This window comes from Kitasatospora sp. NPDC059795, from assembly GCF_042732175.1.
In the GTDB taxonomy this organism is placed as follows: Bacteria; Actinomycetota; Actinomycetes; order Streptomycetales; family Streptomycetaceae; genus Kitasatospora.
The window spans coordinates 16,574-34,821 of the sequence record NZ_JBHWID010000028.1 but is presented as its reverse complement, the minus strand read 5'-3'; the positions used below and the strand labels follow the sequence as shown (position 1 = coordinate 34,821).

Annotated in this window: 17 protein-coding genes, 1 tRNA gene and 1 other RNA gene; 13 read left to right on the top strand and 6 right to left on the bottom strand. The window is 72.0% G+C overall.

Features of this window, described 5'->3' with window-relative positions:
• Positions 1-68 precede the first annotated feature (68 nt).
• Positions 69-374, top strand: a complete 306-nt coding sequence (locus ACFV4P_RS33790; protein ID WP_380477311.1) for a helix-turn-helix domain-containing protein — start codon at positions 69-71, stop codon at positions 372-374.
• A gap of 11 nt (positions 375-385) precedes the next feature.
• Positions 386-1,591 carry a tyrosine-type recombinase/integrase gene (locus tag ACFV4P_RS33785; RefSeq protein WP_380477310.1) on the top strand — a complete coding sequence of 402 codons (1,206 nt, stop codon included), beginning with the start codon at positions 386-388 and terminating at the stop codon, positions 1,589-1,591.
• 179 nt (positions 1,592-1,770) lie between these two features.
• On the opposite strand, the gene ACFV4P_RS33780 is transcribed toward ACFV4P_RS33785, so the two are convergent.
• From ACFV4P_RS33780 to ACFV4P_RS33770, 3 genes are all read right to left on the bottom strand, one after another.
• Positions 1,771-2,520, bottom strand: a complete 750-nt coding sequence (locus ACFV4P_RS33780; protein WP_380477309.1) for a PaeR7I family type II restriction endonuclease — start codon at positions 2,518-2,520, stop codon at positions 1,771-1,773.
• A 25-nt stretch (positions 2,521-2,545) separates the two neighbouring features.
• Entirely contained in the window at positions 2,546-4,177 is a 1,632-nt protein-coding gene (locus ACFV4P_RS33775; RefSeq protein ID WP_380477308.1) for an Eco57I restriction-modification methylase domain-containing protein, read from the bottom strand.
• Between the two features lie 348 nt (positions 4,178-4,525).
• Positions 4,526-4,613: transfer RNA gene (locus tag ACFV4P_RS33770), tRNA-Ser, on the bottom strand.
• 131 nt (positions 4,614-4,744) lie between these two features.
• Between ACFV4P_RS33770 and ffs the strand changes: the two genes are divergently transcribed.
• The 8 genes from ffs (at position 4,745) to ACFV4P_RS33730 (ending at position 12,514) form a co-directional block, all read left to right on the top strand.
• Positions 4,745-4,835: signal recognition particle sRNA small type (gene ffs, locus ACFV4P_RS33765), an RNA gene on the top strand.
• A 68-nt stretch (positions 4,836-4,903) separates the two neighbouring features.
• Positions 4,904-7,063: a DNA polymerase III subunit gamma and tau gene (locus ACFV4P_RS33760; protein WP_380477307.1), complete on the top strand. Its 2,160-nt coding sequence runs from the start codon at positions 4,904-4,906 to the stop codon at positions 7,061-7,063.
• A 129-nt stretch (positions 7,064-7,192) separates the two neighbouring features.
• Positions 7,193-7,543, top strand: coding sequence for a YbaB/EbfC family nucleoid-associated protein (locus ACFV4P_RS33755; RefSeq protein ID WP_380477306.1), 351 nt, complete (start codon positions 7,193-7,195; stop codon positions 7,541-7,543).
• Positions 7,544-7,749: 206 nt separating this feature from the next.
• Positions 7,750-8,349: a recombination mediator RecR gene (gene recR, locus ACFV4P_RS33750; RefSeq protein ID WP_380477333.1), complete on the top strand. Its 600-nt coding sequence runs from the start codon at positions 7,750-7,752 to the stop codon at positions 8,347-8,349.
• Entirely contained in the window at positions 8,342-9,058 is a 717-nt protein-coding gene (locus ACFV4P_RS33745; protein ID WP_380477305.1) for a DUF5063 domain-containing protein, read from the top strand. The genes recR and ACFV4P_RS33745 overlap by 8 nt, the downstream gene beginning before the upstream one ends.
• A 301-nt stretch (positions 9,059-9,359) precedes the next feature.
• A complete protein-coding gene (locus ACFV4P_RS33740) occupies positions 9,360-10,640 on the top strand; it encodes an aspartate kinase (protein WP_073807388.1) in 1,281 nt (426 codons plus the stop codon).
• A gap of 313 nt (positions 10,641-10,953) precedes the next feature.
• Positions 10,954-11,481 (top strand): SigE family RNA polymerase sigma factor, encoded by a 528-nt coding sequence (locus tag ACFV4P_RS33735; RefSeq protein ID WP_198953175.1) that lies wholly within the window; start codon positions 10,954-10,956, stop codon positions 11,479-11,481.
• A complete protein-coding gene (locus ACFV4P_RS33730; RefSeq protein WP_380477304.1) occupies positions 11,474-12,514 on the top strand; it encodes a hypothetical protein in 1,041 nt (346 codons plus the stop codon). Before ACFV4P_RS33735 ends, ACFV4P_RS33730 begins: the two co-directional genes overlap by 8 nt.
• 7 nt (positions 12,515-12,521) lie before the next feature.
• Here the strand turns inward: ACFV4P_RS33730 and ACFV4P_RS33725 are convergent, their stop codons facing one another.
• A complete protein-coding gene (locus ACFV4P_RS33725) occupies positions 12,522-13,280 on the bottom strand; it encodes an SDR family oxidoreductase (RefSeq protein ID WP_380477303.1) in 759 nt (252 codons plus the stop codon).
• 138 nt (positions 13,281-13,418) lie between these two features.
• On the opposite strand from ACFV4P_RS33725, the gene ACFV4P_RS33720 reads away from it, so the two are divergent.
• Positions 13,419-14,231, top strand: a complete 813-nt coding sequence (locus ACFV4P_RS33720) for a helix-turn-helix transcriptional regulator (protein WP_380477302.1) — start codon at positions 13,419-13,421, stop codon at positions 14,229-14,231.
• A 4-nt stretch (positions 14,232-14,235) separates the two neighbouring features.
• On the opposite strand, the gene ACFV4P_RS33715 is transcribed toward ACFV4P_RS33720, so the two are convergent.
• Positions 14,236-14,823, bottom strand: coding sequence for a hypothetical protein (locus ACFV4P_RS33715; RefSeq protein WP_380477301.1), 588 nt, complete (start codon positions 14,821-14,823; stop codon positions 14,236-14,238).
• A gap of 141 nt (positions 14,824-14,964) precedes the next feature.
• Here ACFV4P_RS33715 and ACFV4P_RS33710 point away from each other — a divergent pair, with 141 nt between their 5' ends.
• Entirely contained in the window at positions 14,965-16,788 is a 1,824-nt protein-coding gene (locus ACFV4P_RS33710; protein WP_380477300.1) for a prolyl oligopeptidase family serine peptidase, read from the top strand.
• A 32-nt stretch (positions 16,789-16,820) separates the two neighbouring features.
• Positions 16,821-17,405, top strand: a complete 585-nt coding sequence (locus ACFV4P_RS33705) for a hypothetical protein (protein WP_380477299.1) — start codon at positions 16,821-16,823, stop codon at positions 17,403-17,405.
• Positions 17,406-17,421: 16 nt separating this feature from the next.
• Here the strand turns inward: ACFV4P_RS33705 and ACFV4P_RS33700 are convergent, their stop codons facing one another.
• Positions 17,422-18,204 carry an SURF1 family protein gene (locus ACFV4P_RS33700; RefSeq protein WP_073807399.1) on the bottom strand — a complete coding sequence of 261 codons (783 nt, stop codon included), beginning with the start codon at positions 18,202-18,204 and terminating at the stop codon, positions 17,422-17,424.
• Between the last annotated feature and the right edge of the window lie 44 nt (positions 18,205-18,248).

Below are 18,248 nucleotides of genomic sequence, written 5' to 3'. Positions count from 1 at the left end.
CCCGACCACCGCCCATCCCACCAGTCGCCACGGCGGCGCGTTGCCCCGCGCCGTCGGAAGGAACCGCCATGCCCGAAACGCCCCTGTCCCTGGCGCGCCTCGCCGGCGCGCTCGACCTCACCGAGCAGCAGCTCCTGGGCCTCGTCCTGTCCTGCGCCGCAGAGACTCCCGACCCCACCCTTGTCGCGCTCACGGTTGAGGAAGCCGCCCGCCGACTCGGCGTCGGGCGGACGACGATGTACGCCCTTGTTGCCTCCGGCGAGGTCCCGTCCGTCACCATCGGCCGTCTCCGCCGTGTGCCCGCCGCGGCGCTCAAGGAGTACATGGCCGCCCGCACCCGGGCCGCCGCTTCGCCCGTCACCCTCGCAGCCTGAGAGGGGAACCGATGGCGAACACCCGCAAGCCCAACGGCGACTCCACCATCTACGAGGGCAACGACGGCCGCTGGCACGGCCGCGTCACCGTCGGCGTCAAGGACGACGGCACGCCCGACCGGCGCCATGTCGGCGCCAAGACCCGCGCAGAGGTCACGGCCAAGGTCCGGAAGCTTGAGAAGCTCCGCGACGACGGCACCGTGCCCAAGGCCGGTCAGAAGTGGACCGTCGGCAAGTGGCTGACCCACTGGATCAAGGAGATCGTCCCCGGCACCGTCAGCGAGAACACCTACGACGGCTACGAGGTCGCCGTCCGCGTCCACCTCGTACCCGGCGTCGGCGCCCACCGCCTGGAGAAGCTCGAACCCGAGCACCTGGAGCGCTTCTACAAACGGATGCAGGCCAACGGCAGTGCCGCCGGCACCGCCCACCAGGCCCACCGCACCGTCCGCGTCGCGCTCGCCGAAGCCGTCCGGCGCGGCCACCTGACCCGAAACGTCGCCACCGTCGCCAAGGCCCCGAAGCTCGAAGAGGAGGAGGTCGAGCCCTACGAGGTCGAAGAGGTCCAGGCGCTCCTGGACACGGCCCGCAAGCGACGGAACTCCGCCCGCTGGATCTTCGCCCTCGCGCTCGGCCTGCGCCAGGGCGAGGTGCTCGGACTCCAGTGGAAGGACATCGACTTCGACCGCGGCATCGCCTGGGTCCGACGCGGCCGGCTCCGGCCCAAATACGCGCACGGCTGTGGCGACCCCTGCGGGCGCAAGCCCGGCTTCTGCCCGCAGAAGGTGGCCGTCCGCCGCGAGACCAAGGACACCAAGTCCCGCGCTGGCCGTCGCCCGGTGCCGCTGCCCGAACCGCTCGCCGTCGTCCTCCGTCACCACAAGGAGGAACAGGACCGCGAGCGGGCCCTCGTCCGCGACCTCTGGGTGGAGAAGGGCTACGTCTTCACCGACGAGACCGGCCAGCCCCTCAACCCCAGCACCGACTACCACCACTGGAAGCGCCTCCTGCGCGAGGCCGGCATCCGCGACGGCCGCCTCCATGACGCCCGCCACACCGCCTCGACCGTCCTGCTCCTGCTCGGTGTCCCCGAGCGGATCGTGATGGCGATCATGGGCTGGTCCTCGGCCTCGATGGCCAAGCGCTACCAGCACGTCACCGACCCGATGCTCCACGACGTCGGTCAGAAGATCGGCGGCCTGCTCTGGGGTGACTGACAGGCACGACCCAGGGAGTGAATAAGGATGCGATCAACGTGACGCGGCCTGGCAACCGCCAGGCCGCGTCACGCTCGTCAGTTGACGAGGTAGCGGGTCTCCCTCGCCCATTCTCCTTGCATGCCAACAAGACTGGCCTCAGCTCTACCGAGCCGGAGCCGGAGATCGTCAGCAGACTTCTACTGCGTCAATTCGTCGAACACATCGTCCGGCAGCGACTTGATGTACGCGATGCGTGCACGGATGGCTGCCTCGAGATTAGCCAACGACAAGCCCGCCGACGGCTCGGTGAAGTGTTCGCTGCCTGCCTCGGCGATGAGTAGAGCGGCAGCGTCGTAGTTGCCCTCCTTGACCATGCGTTCGAAGAAGATCTTGTAGCGCCCGATGTACGACGCTCCCTCGAAGATCGGGTCGGCAGGGAACGGCATGTTCTTGGGCACCTTGACCGGGCTCAACGATCCAGGCGCGCGTTCTACGAGCATGATGAAACCGAACCAGGGCTTCAACTGGCCAAACAGGCCGCGCTCCGCGGCCATCTGGGAGTCGGCCGCGAGCCCGAGGGCTTCCTCCGTCCGGTTGTTGAAGTTGTTGCCGAACGAGGGGCCTCGCTGAGACTTGAACTCCATCGCCGCGATCAGGGAGCCGCGGTAGAGCACTAGGAGGTCCCAGTCCTTCGCCGGGCGGAAGTACGCCGGGAGATTGTTTTTACCCGTCGTGCGTACCTCAAGCGTGATGTCCGGATCGCCGCGCCATATTTCCGCCATGACTTCCTGCATCGCGTCCATCTGCTTGCCGCCGGTAACGGCTGCGCGGTTGCCGGTGTCCTTGACTCCGGTCGCCTGCCCCTGCTTCACGGCCTGTAGGTCCAGGCCCTCCCAGTAGCCGAGAACAGCGGCGCGCCAGGTCTCGACAGGTGTCAGGTCGCTCATGACCCCTCTTCTTCTATTCGGATACTCAGATGCTGCCGACAGGTAGCCCGTACGCTTCTTCGGCCGCACGCGTCGCAGCCGTCCTGTCGCCGGCGCGGAACGCGTTGCGGAGCCTGGAGGCGATGTCGTCGGGGATCGCTTCGGGGCGCGGAACGGCGATCTTCCGCAGGTACTGTGCCTGGAATCGCAGCGTGCCGCCACGCATCTTCACGCCGTAGGCACTCACGAAGGCTTCTGCGATCCGGGACAGCAGCAACCCGCCAAGCACTTCCATGTCCCACGACGACGAGACGATGTAGTACAGGTTGTGGTGCGGGTAGTAGCCGCCCGGCTCCAGCACCGGCGTGATCTGGGCTTTCATGTCCTGAAGAAGTAGCTTCGGTTGTTCGGCGAGACCCGGGTAGACCTTGTCGATCGTGCGGTGCCAGGTGTTCGGGTTCTTCCTCGCGACGAAGCGCTTCTTGACGCTCGGGTGCGATGCAAGCGCGGCCATGAACTTCGGGTAGTTCGCCAGGTCCACGAGCCTGCCTTCGTCGTCCCACGGGTTCAGCAGCATCTTCGAAGGCGTCGTGAGACGACCTGCGCGAATGTCGCCGGCCATGACGATGGGTGTCAGCCGATCTTGCTCGACGTCGATGCCAGCGTCTGGGCTGACGATGTAGGCCTTGTCGGCTCCGGTCGCGACCCCAATGCTGATCTTCGTCGTGCCGTCGGCTTCCAGCGTCGGGAAATTCTCCTGCAGGTGCTCCAGCAGCTTGATGGTGTGAGGGGACCCCACGGGCCAGAAGTCATCGGTCTCGAACCAGCTGGGCAGGCGGGCACCCTCCCATCCCAGACCTGAAGCCTCCTCCGCCGTGCCCCGCACGAACGCCAGGGCTTCACTCGCGGAGGCCATTCCGAATGCGGCAGTAGTGTCGATGAACGTGGAGCTGCCCTGCTCGGAGTTGGCCAGTACCGTGATCGCCGGATAGGCCGAGACCTCGGCTTCAAATGCGTCCACGTCATGCATCTGCCACACGGACTCGACCGCGTAGCGTGATGTCACGAGACCCCGCAGGTGCTTCCCGTAGGCGTTCCGCATCCACCGGTCCGCGCAGATGAACCCAACCTTCCCGCCGCTTGCGAGCATGGACAGCGAACGCTCATAGAAGCCGACGTAGATGTCCGCCCGTCCACGCATTGTCCGCCATGTCTTGCGGTAGGCAGCCTCGGTCTCATCATCGAGATCCTCGGTGCGGATGTACGGCGGGTTGCCGATCACGAAATCGACATCAGTCGGTACCTCGTCGAGAAGGAAGTCGCCGTGACGCAGCCAGCCTGCACACAGGGCTCGGGCCTCCGTGGGAGTTGCCCCAGCGGCTTGGAGCATGTCTGCTGCCTTCCTCCGGCAGGTCGCGACATGCTCGTGCTGGAGATCGAGACCGTACAGACAGTCAACCAGCGCCGACAGCTCCGTGCCATGGACCCTTGCAGACTCGAGTAGTCGCTCCAGTACGGGGACGAAAAACGCTCCGGACCCGATTGACGGCTCGACGAGCTTCATCTGGGTGAGGTCCCTGTTCGCCGTATAGCCGACTAGATCAAGAATCGTCTCGACGATCCATCGACGGGTGAAGACCTCGCCGTACTCGACCTTGTCGGGGACAGTTGCAGCCATGGGTGCCTCTCGTCATGGCTCACTGCACGAGCCTCACCTCAAGGCTATCGGTGGGCGCGACCACCAGAGGACTTCCTGCAACTACTCGGATTCGTGGCTCTACGGCGGCTCGTCGAAGCTCTGCTTCGTGATCAGCGGAGTCCAGCCTTCTGTGTGCCTCCGGCAACAGGCATGTGACGCAGCAGGGCAGCCGCAGACTGATCAACCTCGGACTCACCTGCGCCACCGGTACGGTCGCGCAGGTTCATGACCGTCTGCTCGCGTCAACTGAGACTAAAACTGAGACCACGCAACGACGAAGGCCCCGACCGCTGGGCGGTCGGGGCCTTCATTATGGCTGGTGAGCCATGGCGGAGGATACGAGATTCGAACTCGTGAGGGGTTGCCCCCAACACGCTTTCCAAGCGTGCGCCCTAGGCCTCTAGGCGAATCCTCCGTGGGAGAGCTTAGTACATGTTGAGGGGTGGTTGCGACCACGGTCTCGCAGGTGGGCGGTGGGGGTGGCCTGCGGATCGGAGATTGGGGTGGGTGGGGGGAGTGGGGGCCGGGATCCGCTACTCTTGGGGCAGCCCCTCGTGTGGCGTTATCTCTCTGAACCCCCCCAGGGCCGGAAGGCAGCAAGGGTAGGAGGGCTCTGGCGGGTGCACGAGGGGTCCTTGCGTTTTCGGGGGCCGGTGGGTGGTGGGGAGGCCACGTTTGTCGGTTGGTCCCGATATCGTCGGTGGCGTGTCCCTAGCCCTGTACCGCCGCTACCGCCCCGAGACCTTCGCGGAGGTCATCGGGCAGGAGCACGTGACCGTCCCGCTCCAGCAGGCCCTGCGCAACAACCGGGTCAACCACGCGTACCTGTTCAGCGGGCCGCGCGGCTGTGGAAAGACGACCAGTGCCCGCATCCTGGCCCGCTGCCTGAACTGCGAGCAGGGCCCGACCCCGGAGCCGTGCGGTGAGTGCCAGTCGTGCCGCGACCTGGCGACCGGCGGGCCGGGTTCGATCGACGTGATCGAGATCGACGCGGCGTCGCACGGTGGTGTGGACGACGCGCGCGAGCTGCGGGAACGGGCGTTCTTCGCGCCGGTGCACAGCCGCTACAAGATCTTCATCCTGGACGAGGCGCACATGGTGACCTCGGCCGGCTTCAACGCGCTGCTGAAGGTGGTGGAGGAGCCGCCGGAGCACCTGAAGTTCATCTTCGCCACCACCGAGCCGGAGAAGGTGATCGGGACGATCCGGTCCCGCACCCACCACTACCCGTTCCGGCTGGTGCCGCCCGGCACGCTGCGCGACTACCTGGTGCAGGTGTGCGGACGCGAGGGCATCCAGGTCGAGGACCCGGTGTTCCCGCTGGTGGTGCGCGCCGGCGCCGGTTCGGTGCGTGACTCGATGTCGGTGATGGACCAGCTGCTCGCGGGCGCCGGCGAGGCCGGTGTGACGTACCAGATGGCCACCTCGCTGCTCGGGTACACCGACTCCTCGCTGCTGGACGAGGTGGTGGACGCGTTCGCGGCGCAGGACGGCGCGACGGTCTTCCAGGTGATCGACCGGGTGGTCGAGGGCGGCCACGACCCTCGGCGTTTCGTCGCCGACCTGCTGGAGCGGCTGCGCGACCTGGTGATCCTCGCCACAGTGCCGGACGCCGGGGAGAAGGGTCTGATCGACGCCCCGGCCGACCGGGTCGCCGTGATGCAGGCCCAGGCCGACCGCTTCGGCCGGGCCGAACTGAGCCGCGCCGCGGACCTGGTCAACACCGGCCTGACCGAGATGCGCGGCAACGCCGCACCGCGGCTGCAGCTGGAGCTGATCTGCGCCCGGGTGATGCTGCCCGGCGCGTACGGGGACGAGCTGTCGACGCAGGCCCGGCTGGACAAGCTGGAGCGCCGCGCCGCCACCGGCGGGTTCGCCGCACCGATGGCGTTCCAGCCCGCGCCGGTCGAGGCCCCCGTACCGCCGGCCGTCCAGACCCCGGCCCCGGCCCCGGCCCCGGCCCCCGCAGCACCCGCACCCGCCTCCGTGCCGGCCCCCGCACCTGTGCCCGCCCCGGCCCCCGCACCGTCGGGCCCGGCCCCGGGCGCCTGGCCGATCCCGCGCAGCTTCCCCCCGGCCGACCAGACCTCGCAGCCGACCCCGCCCGCCCCGCAGCCGCAAGCCCAGCCGCAGCCGCAGGCACAACCGCAGGCCCCGGCTCCGCAGCCCGTCGCCCCCGCGCCGTCCGCCGCGCAGCCCTCGGTGGCGGCGCAGCAGGGCGCGGCGCAGATCCGGCAGATGTGGCCGCAGATCCTGGAGGCGGTGAAGAACCGCCGCCGGTTCACCTGGATCCTGCTCAGCCAGAACGGCCAGGTCGCGGGCTTCGACGGCAGCACCCTGCAGGTGTCGTTCGTGAACGCGGGCGCCCGGGACAGCTTCGTCGGCAGCCACAGCGACGAGGTGCTGCGGCAGGCGCTGACGGACGCGCTGGGCGTGGACTGGCGGGTGGAGTGCATCGTCGACCCGTCGGGCGCCACCTCCTCGCCGTCCGGCCAATCCGCGTCGGCCTCGTACGCCCCGCCGGCCGCGCCGGCCGGTGGCGGCTGGGGCACCCCGGCGCCCGCCCCGCAGCCGCCGGCCCCCGCCCCTGCGCAGCCGACCCCTCCCGCCCCACAGGCGCAGGCGCAGCCGTCGGCCCCCGCCCCGCAGCAGGCCCCGCCGCCCGCCGCGGCACCGCCCGCGCCGCCCGTGCAGCAGGCCCCGGCCGCCCCGCCGGTGCAGGCCCCGCCCGCGGTGGCCCCGGAGGACGACATCCCGGAGGCGGACGACCCGGACTTGAACGAGGAGGCGTTCTCCGCGCAGGACCTGATCGTCCGCGAGCTGGGCGCGACGGTGTTGGAGGAGATCCACCACCACCCGGGCTGAGCCGCACCGGGGGCGAGCGCCGCACCGGAACTGACGTGGGGCCGACCGACGGCCGCGTAGGCTCGGGGGCAGGTGCCGGCGCGGGCGCTTGCGGTGGTTCGCGTCGGCGGTGTGAGTGCCGACGGACAGATGGAGAATGCCGTGTTCCCTGGTGGCCAGCCGAACATGCAGCAGTTGCTGAAGCAGGCGCAGAAGATGCAGGAGGAGCTCGGCCGGGCTCAGAAGGAGCTCGCCGAGACCGAGGTCCAGGGGTCCGCAGGCGGCGGCCTGGTGCAGGTGACGGTGACCGGCGCCGGCGAGCTGACGTCGGTGAAGATCTCCCCGGCGGCGGTCGACCCGGAGGACACCGAGACCCTGGGCGACCTGGTGCTGGCCGCGGTCCGGGACGCCAACGCGACGGCGCAGAAGCTCCAGGCGGAGCGGATGGGCCCGTTGGCCCAGGGCCTCGGCGGCGGCGGCATTCCCGGCCTCCCGTTCTGAGTCTCCGGCTCTCCGGCTCCCCGGGGCTCCGAGCCACTGGGTAGCGCTGAGCAGGGACGCCGTACGGCTCCCTGCGGTGCCTGAACGCTCGCTGACCGCGAGTTGTGTGATTTATGAGCCAGTAGGGCGTCGGGCGGTGTGTCCGGCGCCCGATTCGTTGGATGATGGCACCGGAGTGCGAACCCCGGTCGAAGGAAGGCGTGGCGGTGTACGAGGGCGTGGTGCAGGACCTGATCGACGAGCTGGGCAGGCTGCCCGGAGTCGGTCCGAAGAGCGCCCAGCGGATCGCCTTCCACATCCTGCAGGCCGATCCGGTGGACGTACGGCGGCTGGCGTTCGCGCTGCAGCAGGTGAAGGAGAAGGTGCGGTTCTGCGCGGTCTGCGGCAACGTCGCGGAGTCCGAGCAGTGCCGGGTCTGCCTGGATCCGCGCCGCGACCTCGCGGTGATCTGCGTGGTGGAGGAGTCCAAGGACGTGGTGGCGATCGAGCGGACGCGTGAGTTCCGCGGCCGCTACCACGTGCTGGGCGGGGCGATCAGCCCGATCGAGGGGGTCGGCCCGGACGACCTGCGGATCCGCGAGCTGATGACCAGGCTCGCGGACGGCACGGTCACCGAGCTGATTCTGGCCACCGACCCCAACCTGGAGGGGGAGGCGACCGCGACCTACCTGGCCCGGCTGTGCAAGCCGATGGGCCTCAAGGTCACCCGGCTGGCGAGCGGACTGCCCGTCGGCGGGGACTTGGAGTACGCCGACGAGGTCACCCTCGGCCGGGCGTTCGAAGGGAGACGACTGCTCGATGTCTGACCGAACCGACACCCCTCACCGACCCGACACCACCCCGCGGCCCGACCCCGACCACCGGCCCGACCCCGACCACCGGACGGACACCGCCCACCGGACGGACGCCCCGGACGACTTCGCGGTGCAGATCGCGGACTCGGTGGAGAGCTTCGTCCTGGCCGTCACCGAGGTCGCCAAGGGCGACGAACCCGGCAGCGCGATCTCGCTGCTGCTGCTGGAGGTGTCGCAGCTGCTGCTGGCGGGCGGCCGACTGGGCGCGATCGAGGACGTCCTGCCCGAGGACCGCTTCGAGCCGGACGCCGGCCCGGAGCCGGACGGCGTGGAGCTGCGCGAGCGCCTCGCCGAGCTGCTGGCACCGATCGACGTCTACCACGAGGTGTTCGACCCGTACGGCCCGCCGGAGAAGCCCAGCGCGTTCCGGATCTCGGACGACCTGGCGGGGGTGGTCAGCGAGCTGCGCCACGGCCTGACGCACTACCGCGAGGGCCGGGTGTCGGAGGCGCTGTGGTGGTGGCAGTTCTCGTACCTGTCCAACTGGGGCTCGACCTGCACGGCGGTGCTGCGCGCGCTGCAGTCGCTGATCGCGCACGTGCGGCTGGACTCGCCGCTGGGCGCGGTGCCGGACGGCGCGGACACCGACGACGACGGGCTGACGGACGAGCAGCTGGAGCAGCAGGCGGGCGACCTGATGGCGGCCGAACTCGGGCTGTAGCGGCCGGCGGCAGGGCGATGCCGGGGGCGACGACGGGGCCGACGACGGCAGGCCGACGACGGAGGCCGACGACGGGGGAGTGTGACGCATCCGTCACCCCCCGAGGCGGAGGCGAAGATTCCGGACGCGGAGGCGGTGCACCGGCGGCGATTCTTCGGGCCGGGCGGTCCGGGCCCGCAGACCTGACGGTCCGCGGTGATCAGAGTTCGATATTCGCATCTCACGATGTGGAAAGCGGCGGCCGGAACATCCCTGCTCGTTAGACTGACGGCGACCTACCACCCCAAGTCGAGGAGCCCCCGTGGGCCTTGTCGTGCAGAAGTACGGCGGCTCATCCGTCGCTGATGCCGAAGGCATCAAGCGCGTCGCCCGCCGAATCGTGGACACCCGGAAGGCCGGCCATGAGGTCGTCGTCGTGGTCTCCGCGATGGGTGACACCACGGACGAGCTCATCGAACTCGCGGAACAGGTGACGCCTATTCCGTCCGGCCGTGAGTTCGACATGCTGCTGACCGCCGGAGAGCGCATCTCCATGGCGCTGCTGGCGATGGCGATCAAAACGCTGGGCTTCGACGCCCAGTCGTTCACCGGCAGCCAGGCCGGTGTGATCACCGATGCGACGCACAACAAGGCGCGGATCATCGACGTGACGCCGGGCCGCATCCGCAACGCCCTGGACGAGGGCAACGTCGCGATCGTGGCCGGCTTCCAGGGTGTCTCGCAGGTCTCCAAGGACATCACCACGCTGGGCCGCGGCGGCTCGGACACCACGGCGGTGGCGCTGGCGGCCGCGCTGGGCGCCGAGGTCTGCGAGATCTACACCGACGTGGACGGCGTGTTCACCGCCGACCCGCGGGTGGTCAAGAAGGCTCGCAAGATCGACTGGATCGGCTTCGAGGACATGCTGGAGCTGGCCTCGTCCGGCTCGAAGGTGCTGCTCGACCGCTGTGTCGAGTACGCCCGGCGCTACAACATCCCGATTCACGTACGATCCTCGTTCTCCGGCCTGCCGGGGACTATCGTCAGCGCCACCAACCCGAACCAGCCCGAAGGGGGCGAGATGGAGCAGGCCATCATCTCCGGAGTCGCCCACGACACGTCGGAGGCCAAGGTCACCGTCGTCGGCGTGCCGGACAAGCCGGGCGAGGCGGCCCGGATCTTCCGCGCCATCGCGGACGCCGAGGTCAACATCGACATGGTGGTGCAGAACGTCTCCGCCGCGTCCACCGGCCTCACCGACATCTCTTTCACCCTGCCCACCAACGAGGGCCAGAAGGCCATCGACGCGCTGAACCGCGTCAAGGAGGGCATCGGCTACGAGTCGCTGCGCTTCGACGACGCGATCGGCAAGATCTCGCTGGTCGGCGCCGGCATGCGTTCCAACCCGGGCGTCACCGCGACGTTCTTCGAGGCGCTGTCCGAGGCGGGCGTGAACATCGAGCTGATCTCCACCTCGGAGATCCGGATCTCGGTGGTCACCCGCGCCGAGGACGTGCCGGAGGCAGTCCGCGCCGTGCACACCGCCTTCGGGCTGGACAGCTCCGGCGACGAGGCGGTCGTCTACGGCGGCACCGGCCGCTAGGCACGGCTTCGGGGCACGGCTCCGGGGCACGGCTTCCGGCCACCGGCCCCGCGCCCGGGGCTCGCGCCCGGCTCGCGCACGGCGCAGAGGTTGTGTGCGGGACGGGTGAAGCGGACCCTGACCGTCCGCCGGGTCTGTCAGAATCCCCCTTCGGAGCGACGTGTTCCGGAGGGGGATTCCCTCTCTGCGGAAGAACTCCCCCGGCGTGGGGCAACCAGGACAGGGGATCGGGTGTCCAACAAGCGTGATGAACGTGACAGGGGCGGCGGTGGCGATCACCCTGCCCGGGGCGGCCCGGCGGGCCGGTAGTCGGATGGGCTTTGCTGCGGCGGCAGCGGACGCGACCGGGGCCAGCGTCGATCAGCTCACCGACACCTACCGGGCCCACTACCGTTCTCTGCTGCGGCTCGCCGCACTGCTGCTGGACGACCTCTCCTCCTGCGAGGACGTCGTGCAGGAGGCGTTCATCCGGGTGCATGCCGCCCGGCGCCGGGTCCGGGATCCCGAGAAGACCCTGGCATACCTGCGGCAGACCGTCGTCAACCTGTCCCGCTCCACGCTGCGCCGCAGGCTGCTCGGCCTGCGCCTGCTGCCCAAGCCCATGCCTGACATGGCCAGTGCAGAAGAGGGGGCATACGATGCGCTGGAGCGCGATGAACTGAAGGCCGCGCTACGGGGGTTGCAACGCCGTCAGCGGGAGGTGCTGGTGCTGCGCTACTACGCCGACCTGACGGAGGCGCAGGTCGCAGAGGTGCTCGGCATCTCCGTCGGCTCCGTCAAGGCGTACGGGTCGCGCGGACTGGCCGCCCTGCGGGTGCGGCTGGAGAGCGGCGATGACTGACCAGCACCGTCCGCGCCCGCACCACGAACTGACCGAGGACCAGCTCCGCGACCTGCTGCACCGCGCGGTCTCGACCGTCCAGCCCGAACCCGGCGCGCTGCCCCGGCTGCGTGCCGCCGTGCCCCGCCGCCGGGCCGCCCGGCGGCGCGCCTGGAGCGGCGCGGCGGTGCTGGCCGGCGCCGCCGCCGTGCTGCCGCTGGTGCACGCCGCCCAGCCGTTCCACCTGTCCGGCGACCCGACCGGCGGCCAGGCCGCGGGCGAGGGCCACGCCGCCGTCCCGGACAGCTCCGCGGCGGCCCCCGGCCACCCGCACGGCCTGCCCACCGCGAGTGTCACCGGGGCCGACGGCGCCGGCTCCGAGACCACCGCCGACCCGAGCGCCGACGGCAGCCCGGGCACGTCGCCCGCCGTCCCGCCGCTGTGCACCCGCGCCGACCTCGGCCGGGTCGACGCCCAGCAGGCCGACGCCGTCCCCGCCGACGGCCGGATCTACGGCTGGTTCCGGCTCACCAACACCGCCGACCACCCGTGCAGGGTCACCGACCCGGGCGTCCTCGACCTCGGCGCCGGCGCCACCGGCGTCCGCCTGGCCGCCCACACCGTCGGCGATCCGGCCGGCGCGCTGCCCGACCCGGCCGGGCTGCCCCGCGAACTGCTGCTCGGCCCCGGCGGCTCCTACCTGGTCCGGTTCGCCTGGGTGCCCGCCCGCTGCGACACCCCCCCGCCCGTCCCCAGCAGCCGGCCCACCCTCGCGCCCAGCTCCGCGGGCCTGCCCGGCGCCGACACCCCGGCCGAGCCCGCCCCCGCGGCCGTCGCCGCCGACCCCAGCCCCACCGGCGAGCCCGCCCCCGGCGGTACCCCAGGCCCCTCGTCGCCCGCCACCTTCGCGCTCGGCTACATCCCCGACCGGTCCGCCCGGCCCGCCGCCACCGCCGCGCTTCCGGTCGGCTGCGGCGGCACGGTCTACCACACGCCCCCCGAACCGGCCCCGGCTCCCGGCGGCCCGGCCCCCTCGTCGAGCACCGCCCCCTGACCGCCGCTCAGGCCTGCCGGGTCGGCAGCACCACCACGTGGCGCAGGTTGACGTGCCGCGGCCGGGAGACGACGTACCCGACCAGGTCGGCGACGTCGGCGGGGGAGAGCGGGCCGATCGCGTCGAACATGTCGCCCAGCTGACCGTCCGGGCCGAGCGCCGGGTTGTCGATGTGGCTGCCCAGCTCGGTGTCGGTCAGGCCGGGCTCGACGGAGGTGACGCGGACGTCGCGCGGGCCGTACTCGGCGCGCAGCGCGGCCGACAGCTGGGTGACGGCGGCCTTGGTCGCGCCGTACACCGCGTAGTTCGGGAACACCACGTGCGCGCCGATCGAGGAGACGTTCAGCAGGTCGGCGGTCGCGCCGGCGGCCCCGGCGGCCACCAGGTCCGGGCCGAACGCGCCGATGACGCGCAGCACGCCCGTCACGTTGGTGTCGATCATCCGGGTCCACTCGTCGATCCGGCCGTCGTCCACCGGATTGGGCAGCATCACGCCGGCCGCGTTCACCACCAGGTCGACCCGCCCGAAGGCGGCCTGCACCTGCCGCCGGGCGTCGTCCACCGAGGCCTGGTCGGTGACGTCGGCGGGCACCGCCAGCGCGTTCGGGCCGAGCTCGGCGGCCAGCCGCTCCAGGCGGTCCCTGCGGCGGGCCAGCAGCGCCACCCGGGCGCCGTCCGCGACGAGCCGCCGGGCGACGGCCTCGCCGATGCCGCTGGCGGCGCCGGTGACGACGGCGGTGCGGCTGTGCAGGGTCTGCTGTGCCATGGGAACCACGCTCCTGTTCGGGTCTGCTGCGGTGACGTCCACGAGTCTCGGCGCGCGCCGCCCGCCCAGCCAGGGCTGAGCTTTTCCTGGGTCTGCCGGAACCACCTTCGCGGCCGCGGCCCGACGTATCGTCGGGGCATGAGCGAACTGGGGGAGTTCCTGCGGCTGCGCCGGGCCCGGATCCAGCCCTCCGACGTCGGGCTGCCGGAGTTCGGACGCCGCCGCCGGGTGCCGGGGCTGCGCCGCGAGGAGGTGGCGCAGCTCGCCGGGGTGAGCGTCGACTACTACGTGCGGCTCGAACAGGGCCGCGGCGACGGCGTCTCGGCGGAGGTGCTGGACGCGGTGGCCCGGGTGCTGCGGCTGGACCTGACCGAACGCCGCCACCTGCACGACCTGGCCCGGCCGCCGCGCGAACCCGCCCGTCCCGGCCCCCGGCAGCTGCGCGGCGGGCTGCGGCTGCTGCTGGACGCGCTGGACGCGCCCGCGTTCGTGCTCGGCCGCTGCCTGGACGTGGTGGCCTGGAACGCGCTCGGCGACGCCGTGATGGGCTTCTCCGCGCTGCCGCCCGGGCAGGTCAACGTGGCCCGGCACGCGTTCCTGTCGGCCGCCGGACGCCGGCTCTACCCCGAGTTCGAGCGGGTCGCGGCCGAGACCGCCGCCTTCCTGCGGGTGGACGCGGCCCGGCACCCGGACGACCCCGAACTGGCGGCGCTGCTCGCCGACCTCAGCACCGACCCGCTGTTCGCCGACCTGTGGGCGCGCCACGGCGTCCGCGAGAAGGCGCACGGCCGCAAGCTGCTGCTGCACCCGCGGGTCGGCGAGCTGGACGTCGGCTACGAGACGCTGACCCCGCCCGGCGAGCCCGGGCTGCAGCTGGTCGTCTACACCGCCGAGCCCGGCTCGCCCACCGCGGAGCGCCTCGCGCTGCTGGCGGGCGCCGCCCGGGTGTGACGCTTCAGACGCCGAGCGACTCGGCACGGGCCTCGGCGCGCTGCAGCAGGGCGTGCACCTCGGCCTGCCGCCGGCCCGGCCGGTCGTTCCACAGGTCGGGGGAGGCGGTCGGGCGACCGGTGGCGTGCAGCACCTCCATCACCTGGACGCGGGCCCGGCGCACCGTGTACGCGGTGCCGTAGCCGTGCGCGAGGACGGCGGTCTGCGCGCCGAGCAGGCAGACCCGGCCGGCCGCGTCCCACATCGCGCCCTGGATCCAGCCCGCCTCGGCGAGGTAGCGGGAGGTCAGTCGCAGGTGCCCGGCCACGGTGACCGCCACCGGGCGGGCGGGGCGGCCGACCGCCCGGTCCAGCAGGGTGCGGCGCGGCAGCGGGTACCCGAAGTTCCAGGGCTGGTGGGCGGATCCGTACGGCCCGCCGTCGCAGCCGGGTTCCACCGGCGGCGGCGCGGGCAGCGGCAGCAGGGGCAGCCGCGCGGGGGCCGGGAGCCCGGCCAGGTACTGCTCGATCTCCTCGACCAGGCCGAGGTGCTGGGCGAGAACGGGCAGGTCGAGTCGGTCGAGCTGGTCGAACGGCGGCGCGGAAGCGGGCATGGCACAACTCCTCCGGTCGTTATGTCGTATTTGTACCTCTTCCTCTGATCGTCAGTAGGGTGCCGCACCGCAGCCGTTCCGTGTCCCCGGGGTTCGTCACCGCCGTTCCGCTCACCACCCGGAATCGGGTTGGATGAGGGTATGAACGAGCAGACGAACGTCGTTCCGGCGTGGGAGCAGCGGTTCCGGGCAGCACGGGTCTCGCTGCCCGACTGGGCGGACGAGGCGCCGGAGCGGGCGCTGTACGTGTCCAACGCGACCGGCACCTACGAGGTGTACGCGTGGGACCGCGCCACCGACGAGCACCGCCGGGTCACCGACCGCCCCAACGGCACCACGGACGCGGAGCTCAGCCCCGACGGCGCGTGGATCTGGTGGTTCGACGACACCGACGGCGACGAGTTCGGCGTCTGGCGCCGCCAGCCGTTCGCCGGCGGCCCCGACCAGGAGGCCGTGCCCGGCGTCCCCGCCGCCTACGAGGCGGGCCTGGCGCTCGGCCGGGACGGCACCGTGGTGGTCGGCACCTCCACCGACGACGAGGGCACCACCCTCTACCTGCGCCGCCCCGGCGCGGACGAGCCCGAGGTGGTCTACCGGCACGCCGAGTACGGCGGCGTCGGCGACCTGTCCCACGACAGCGCCCTGCTGGCCGTCGACCACACCGAGCACGGCGACGCCATGCACTCCGCGATCCGGGTGCTGCGGCTGTCCGACGGCACGACCGTCGCCGAACTCGACGAGGTCACCGGCCGTACCGAGCCGCGCGGCGTGGCCTGCCTCGGCTTCGCGCCCGCCGCCGGCGACACCCGGCTGCTGGTCGCCCACCAGCGCACCGGCCGCTGGGAACCGATGCTGTGGGACGTCGCCACCGGCACCGAGACCGAGCTGGCCCTCCGCGACGAGCAGGGCCGCCCGTTCCCCGGCGACCTGTCCGCGCAGTGGCGGCCCGACGCCCGCTCGCTGCTGATCGAGCACGAGTACGAGGCCCGCTCCGAGCTGTTCTCCTACCAGCTGGAGACCGGCGAGCTGACCCGGCTGGACACCCCGCGCGGCACCGTCGCCGGGGCCACCGCCCGCCCCGACGGCACCGTCGAGTTCCTGTGGTCCTCGGCCGCCGAGCCGTCCGCGGTGCGCTCCACCGCCGGGACGGTGGTGCTGCGCGCGCCCGGCCCGGTGCCGCCCGGCTCGGTGCCGGTCGAGGACGTCTGGGTGGACGGCCCCGGCGGCCGGGTGCACGCCCTGGTGCAGCGTCCCACCGGCGAGGGCCCGTTCCCGACGGTGTTCGAGGTGCACGGCGGCCCCACCCACCACGACAGCGACTCCTTCGCGGCCGGCCCCGCCGCCTGGCTCGACCACGGCTTCGCGGTCGTCCGGGTCAACTACCGCGGCTCCACCGGCTACGGCCAGGCCTGGACCGACGCGCTCACCGAACGCGTCGGCCTGATCGAGCTGGAGGACATCGGCGCCGTCCGCGACTGGGCGGTCTCCTCCGGCCTGGCCGACCCGGACCGGCTGGTCCTGTCCGGCGGCTCCTGGGGCGGCTACCTGACCCTGCTCGGCCTCGGCACCCAGCCCGACCGGTGGACGCTCGGCCTGGCCGCCGTCCCCGTCGCCGACTACCTCACCGCGTACGCGGACGAGATGGAGGCGCTGAAGTCGCTCGACCGCACGCTGTTCGGCGGCACCCCCGAGGACGTCCCCGAGCGCTGGCACGCCTCCTCGCCGCTGTCCTACGTCGAGCAGGTCAAGGCCCCGGTGTACATCAGCGCCGGCGTCAACGACCCGCGCTGCCCGATCCGGCAGATCGACAACTACGTCCAGCGGCTGGAGGAGCTCGGCAAGGTCCACGAGGTGTACCGCTACGATGCCGGGCACGGTTCGCTGGTCGTCGACGAGCGGATCAAGCAGCTTCGCTTGGAGATCGACTTCGTCCGGCGACACCTGGCCCCCGGCACGGTCCGGTGACCGGTAGACCCGGGCGGCAGGGGGGACAACCGATGGGTGGACGCGCCGCGCTGGCCGTCGCCGCGGTCGGCGCGATCGTGCTGACCGCGGCCGGCTGCTCGTCGAACAACGACAGGTACGACTGCGTGGAGGCCGCCGCCCCCGCGAAGGCGGACACCGGCATCGTCCTCGCCAAGGGCAAGAGCGGCGGCCGCAGCTCCAAGGGCTCCAGCGGGTCCAACGGGTCGAAGGGGTCGGGCGGTTCCGGCAGCAAGGGCTCCGGGACGTCGCCCCACTCGGGCGGCGGCGGCACCCGGGTGGTGCACCACTACCATCACCGGCCGGGCTCCACCCGCAGCGACGACTACGTCGACGAGTGCGGCAACCCGTCGCCCACGCCGGGCTCCGGCTTCGGCGGCTTCGGCAACGGGGACTGCGCCACTCCGGGCGCGCTGCCCGCCGCGACCTCGGCCACCGGTTCGCCGTCGGCGTCGTCCGGCGGGTCGGCCTCGCCGAGCTCCGCGGCACCGCCGGTGCCGTGCGTCTCGCCGTCGGCCGGTGCCTCGGTCTCGGGCTCGCCGTCCGCGGGGCCGTCACCGTCAGCGTCGCCGTCGGCGTCCAGGTCCGGGACGCGCTGACGGAGCGGCGAGCGGGTCAGTCCAGGGCCGGGTCCAGTCCGAGGGCCCGGTCCTGGACGGCCTCCGCCTCGCGGCGCACCAGCCGGAACCACATGAAGACCACGAACCCGGCGAAGACGAACCACTCCAGCGTGTAGCCGAGGTTCTGGAACGCCCGCAGGCTCAGCCCGTCCCCGCCCTGCGGCTGCACCGTCGGCACCGCCGTCAGCCCCGCCGGAACGTCGTCGGACGCGACCCAGCCGTCGTACACCGGGTACGGCAGCACGTTCACCAGCGTCGCCGGGCTGATCGTGCCCAGCTGCCCGGCCGGCAGACCGCCCGCCACCGCGCCGCCGCTGCCGCTGTTCTCCGGGGCCTGCAGCCGGCCCGTCACACCGACCTGCCCGGACGGCGCCGCCGGAGCCGTGCCCGGGGAACCCTCCGCCCAGCCGCGCACCACGGGCACCGCCCGGCCGCCGTCGACCAGCAGCGGCGTCAGCACGTAGTAGCCGGAACGGCCGTCCACCGTGCGGTTCGGCACCAGCAGCTGGTGCTCGACGTCGTACGAGCCGGTGACGCTCACCGTCCGGCCCAGGGTGTCGGTGCCGACCTTCGCCGCGGCGTCCGGCAGCACCTCGGCCAGCGGCCGGGCCGGCGTCCCGCTCGCGGCGGCCGCCGCCTTGTCGATCTCCTGGTGCGTGGAGACCCGGCTCTCGAACCGGCCCAACTGCCAGGAGCCCAGCATCAGACAGACCCCGATCGCCGCCACCGCGACGACCGTGCCGACGAGCCACCGCGGGCTGAACAGGAACCGGTACACCCCACCACGGTAACCATTCCTGACAACGCCCCCGACCGCCGGGT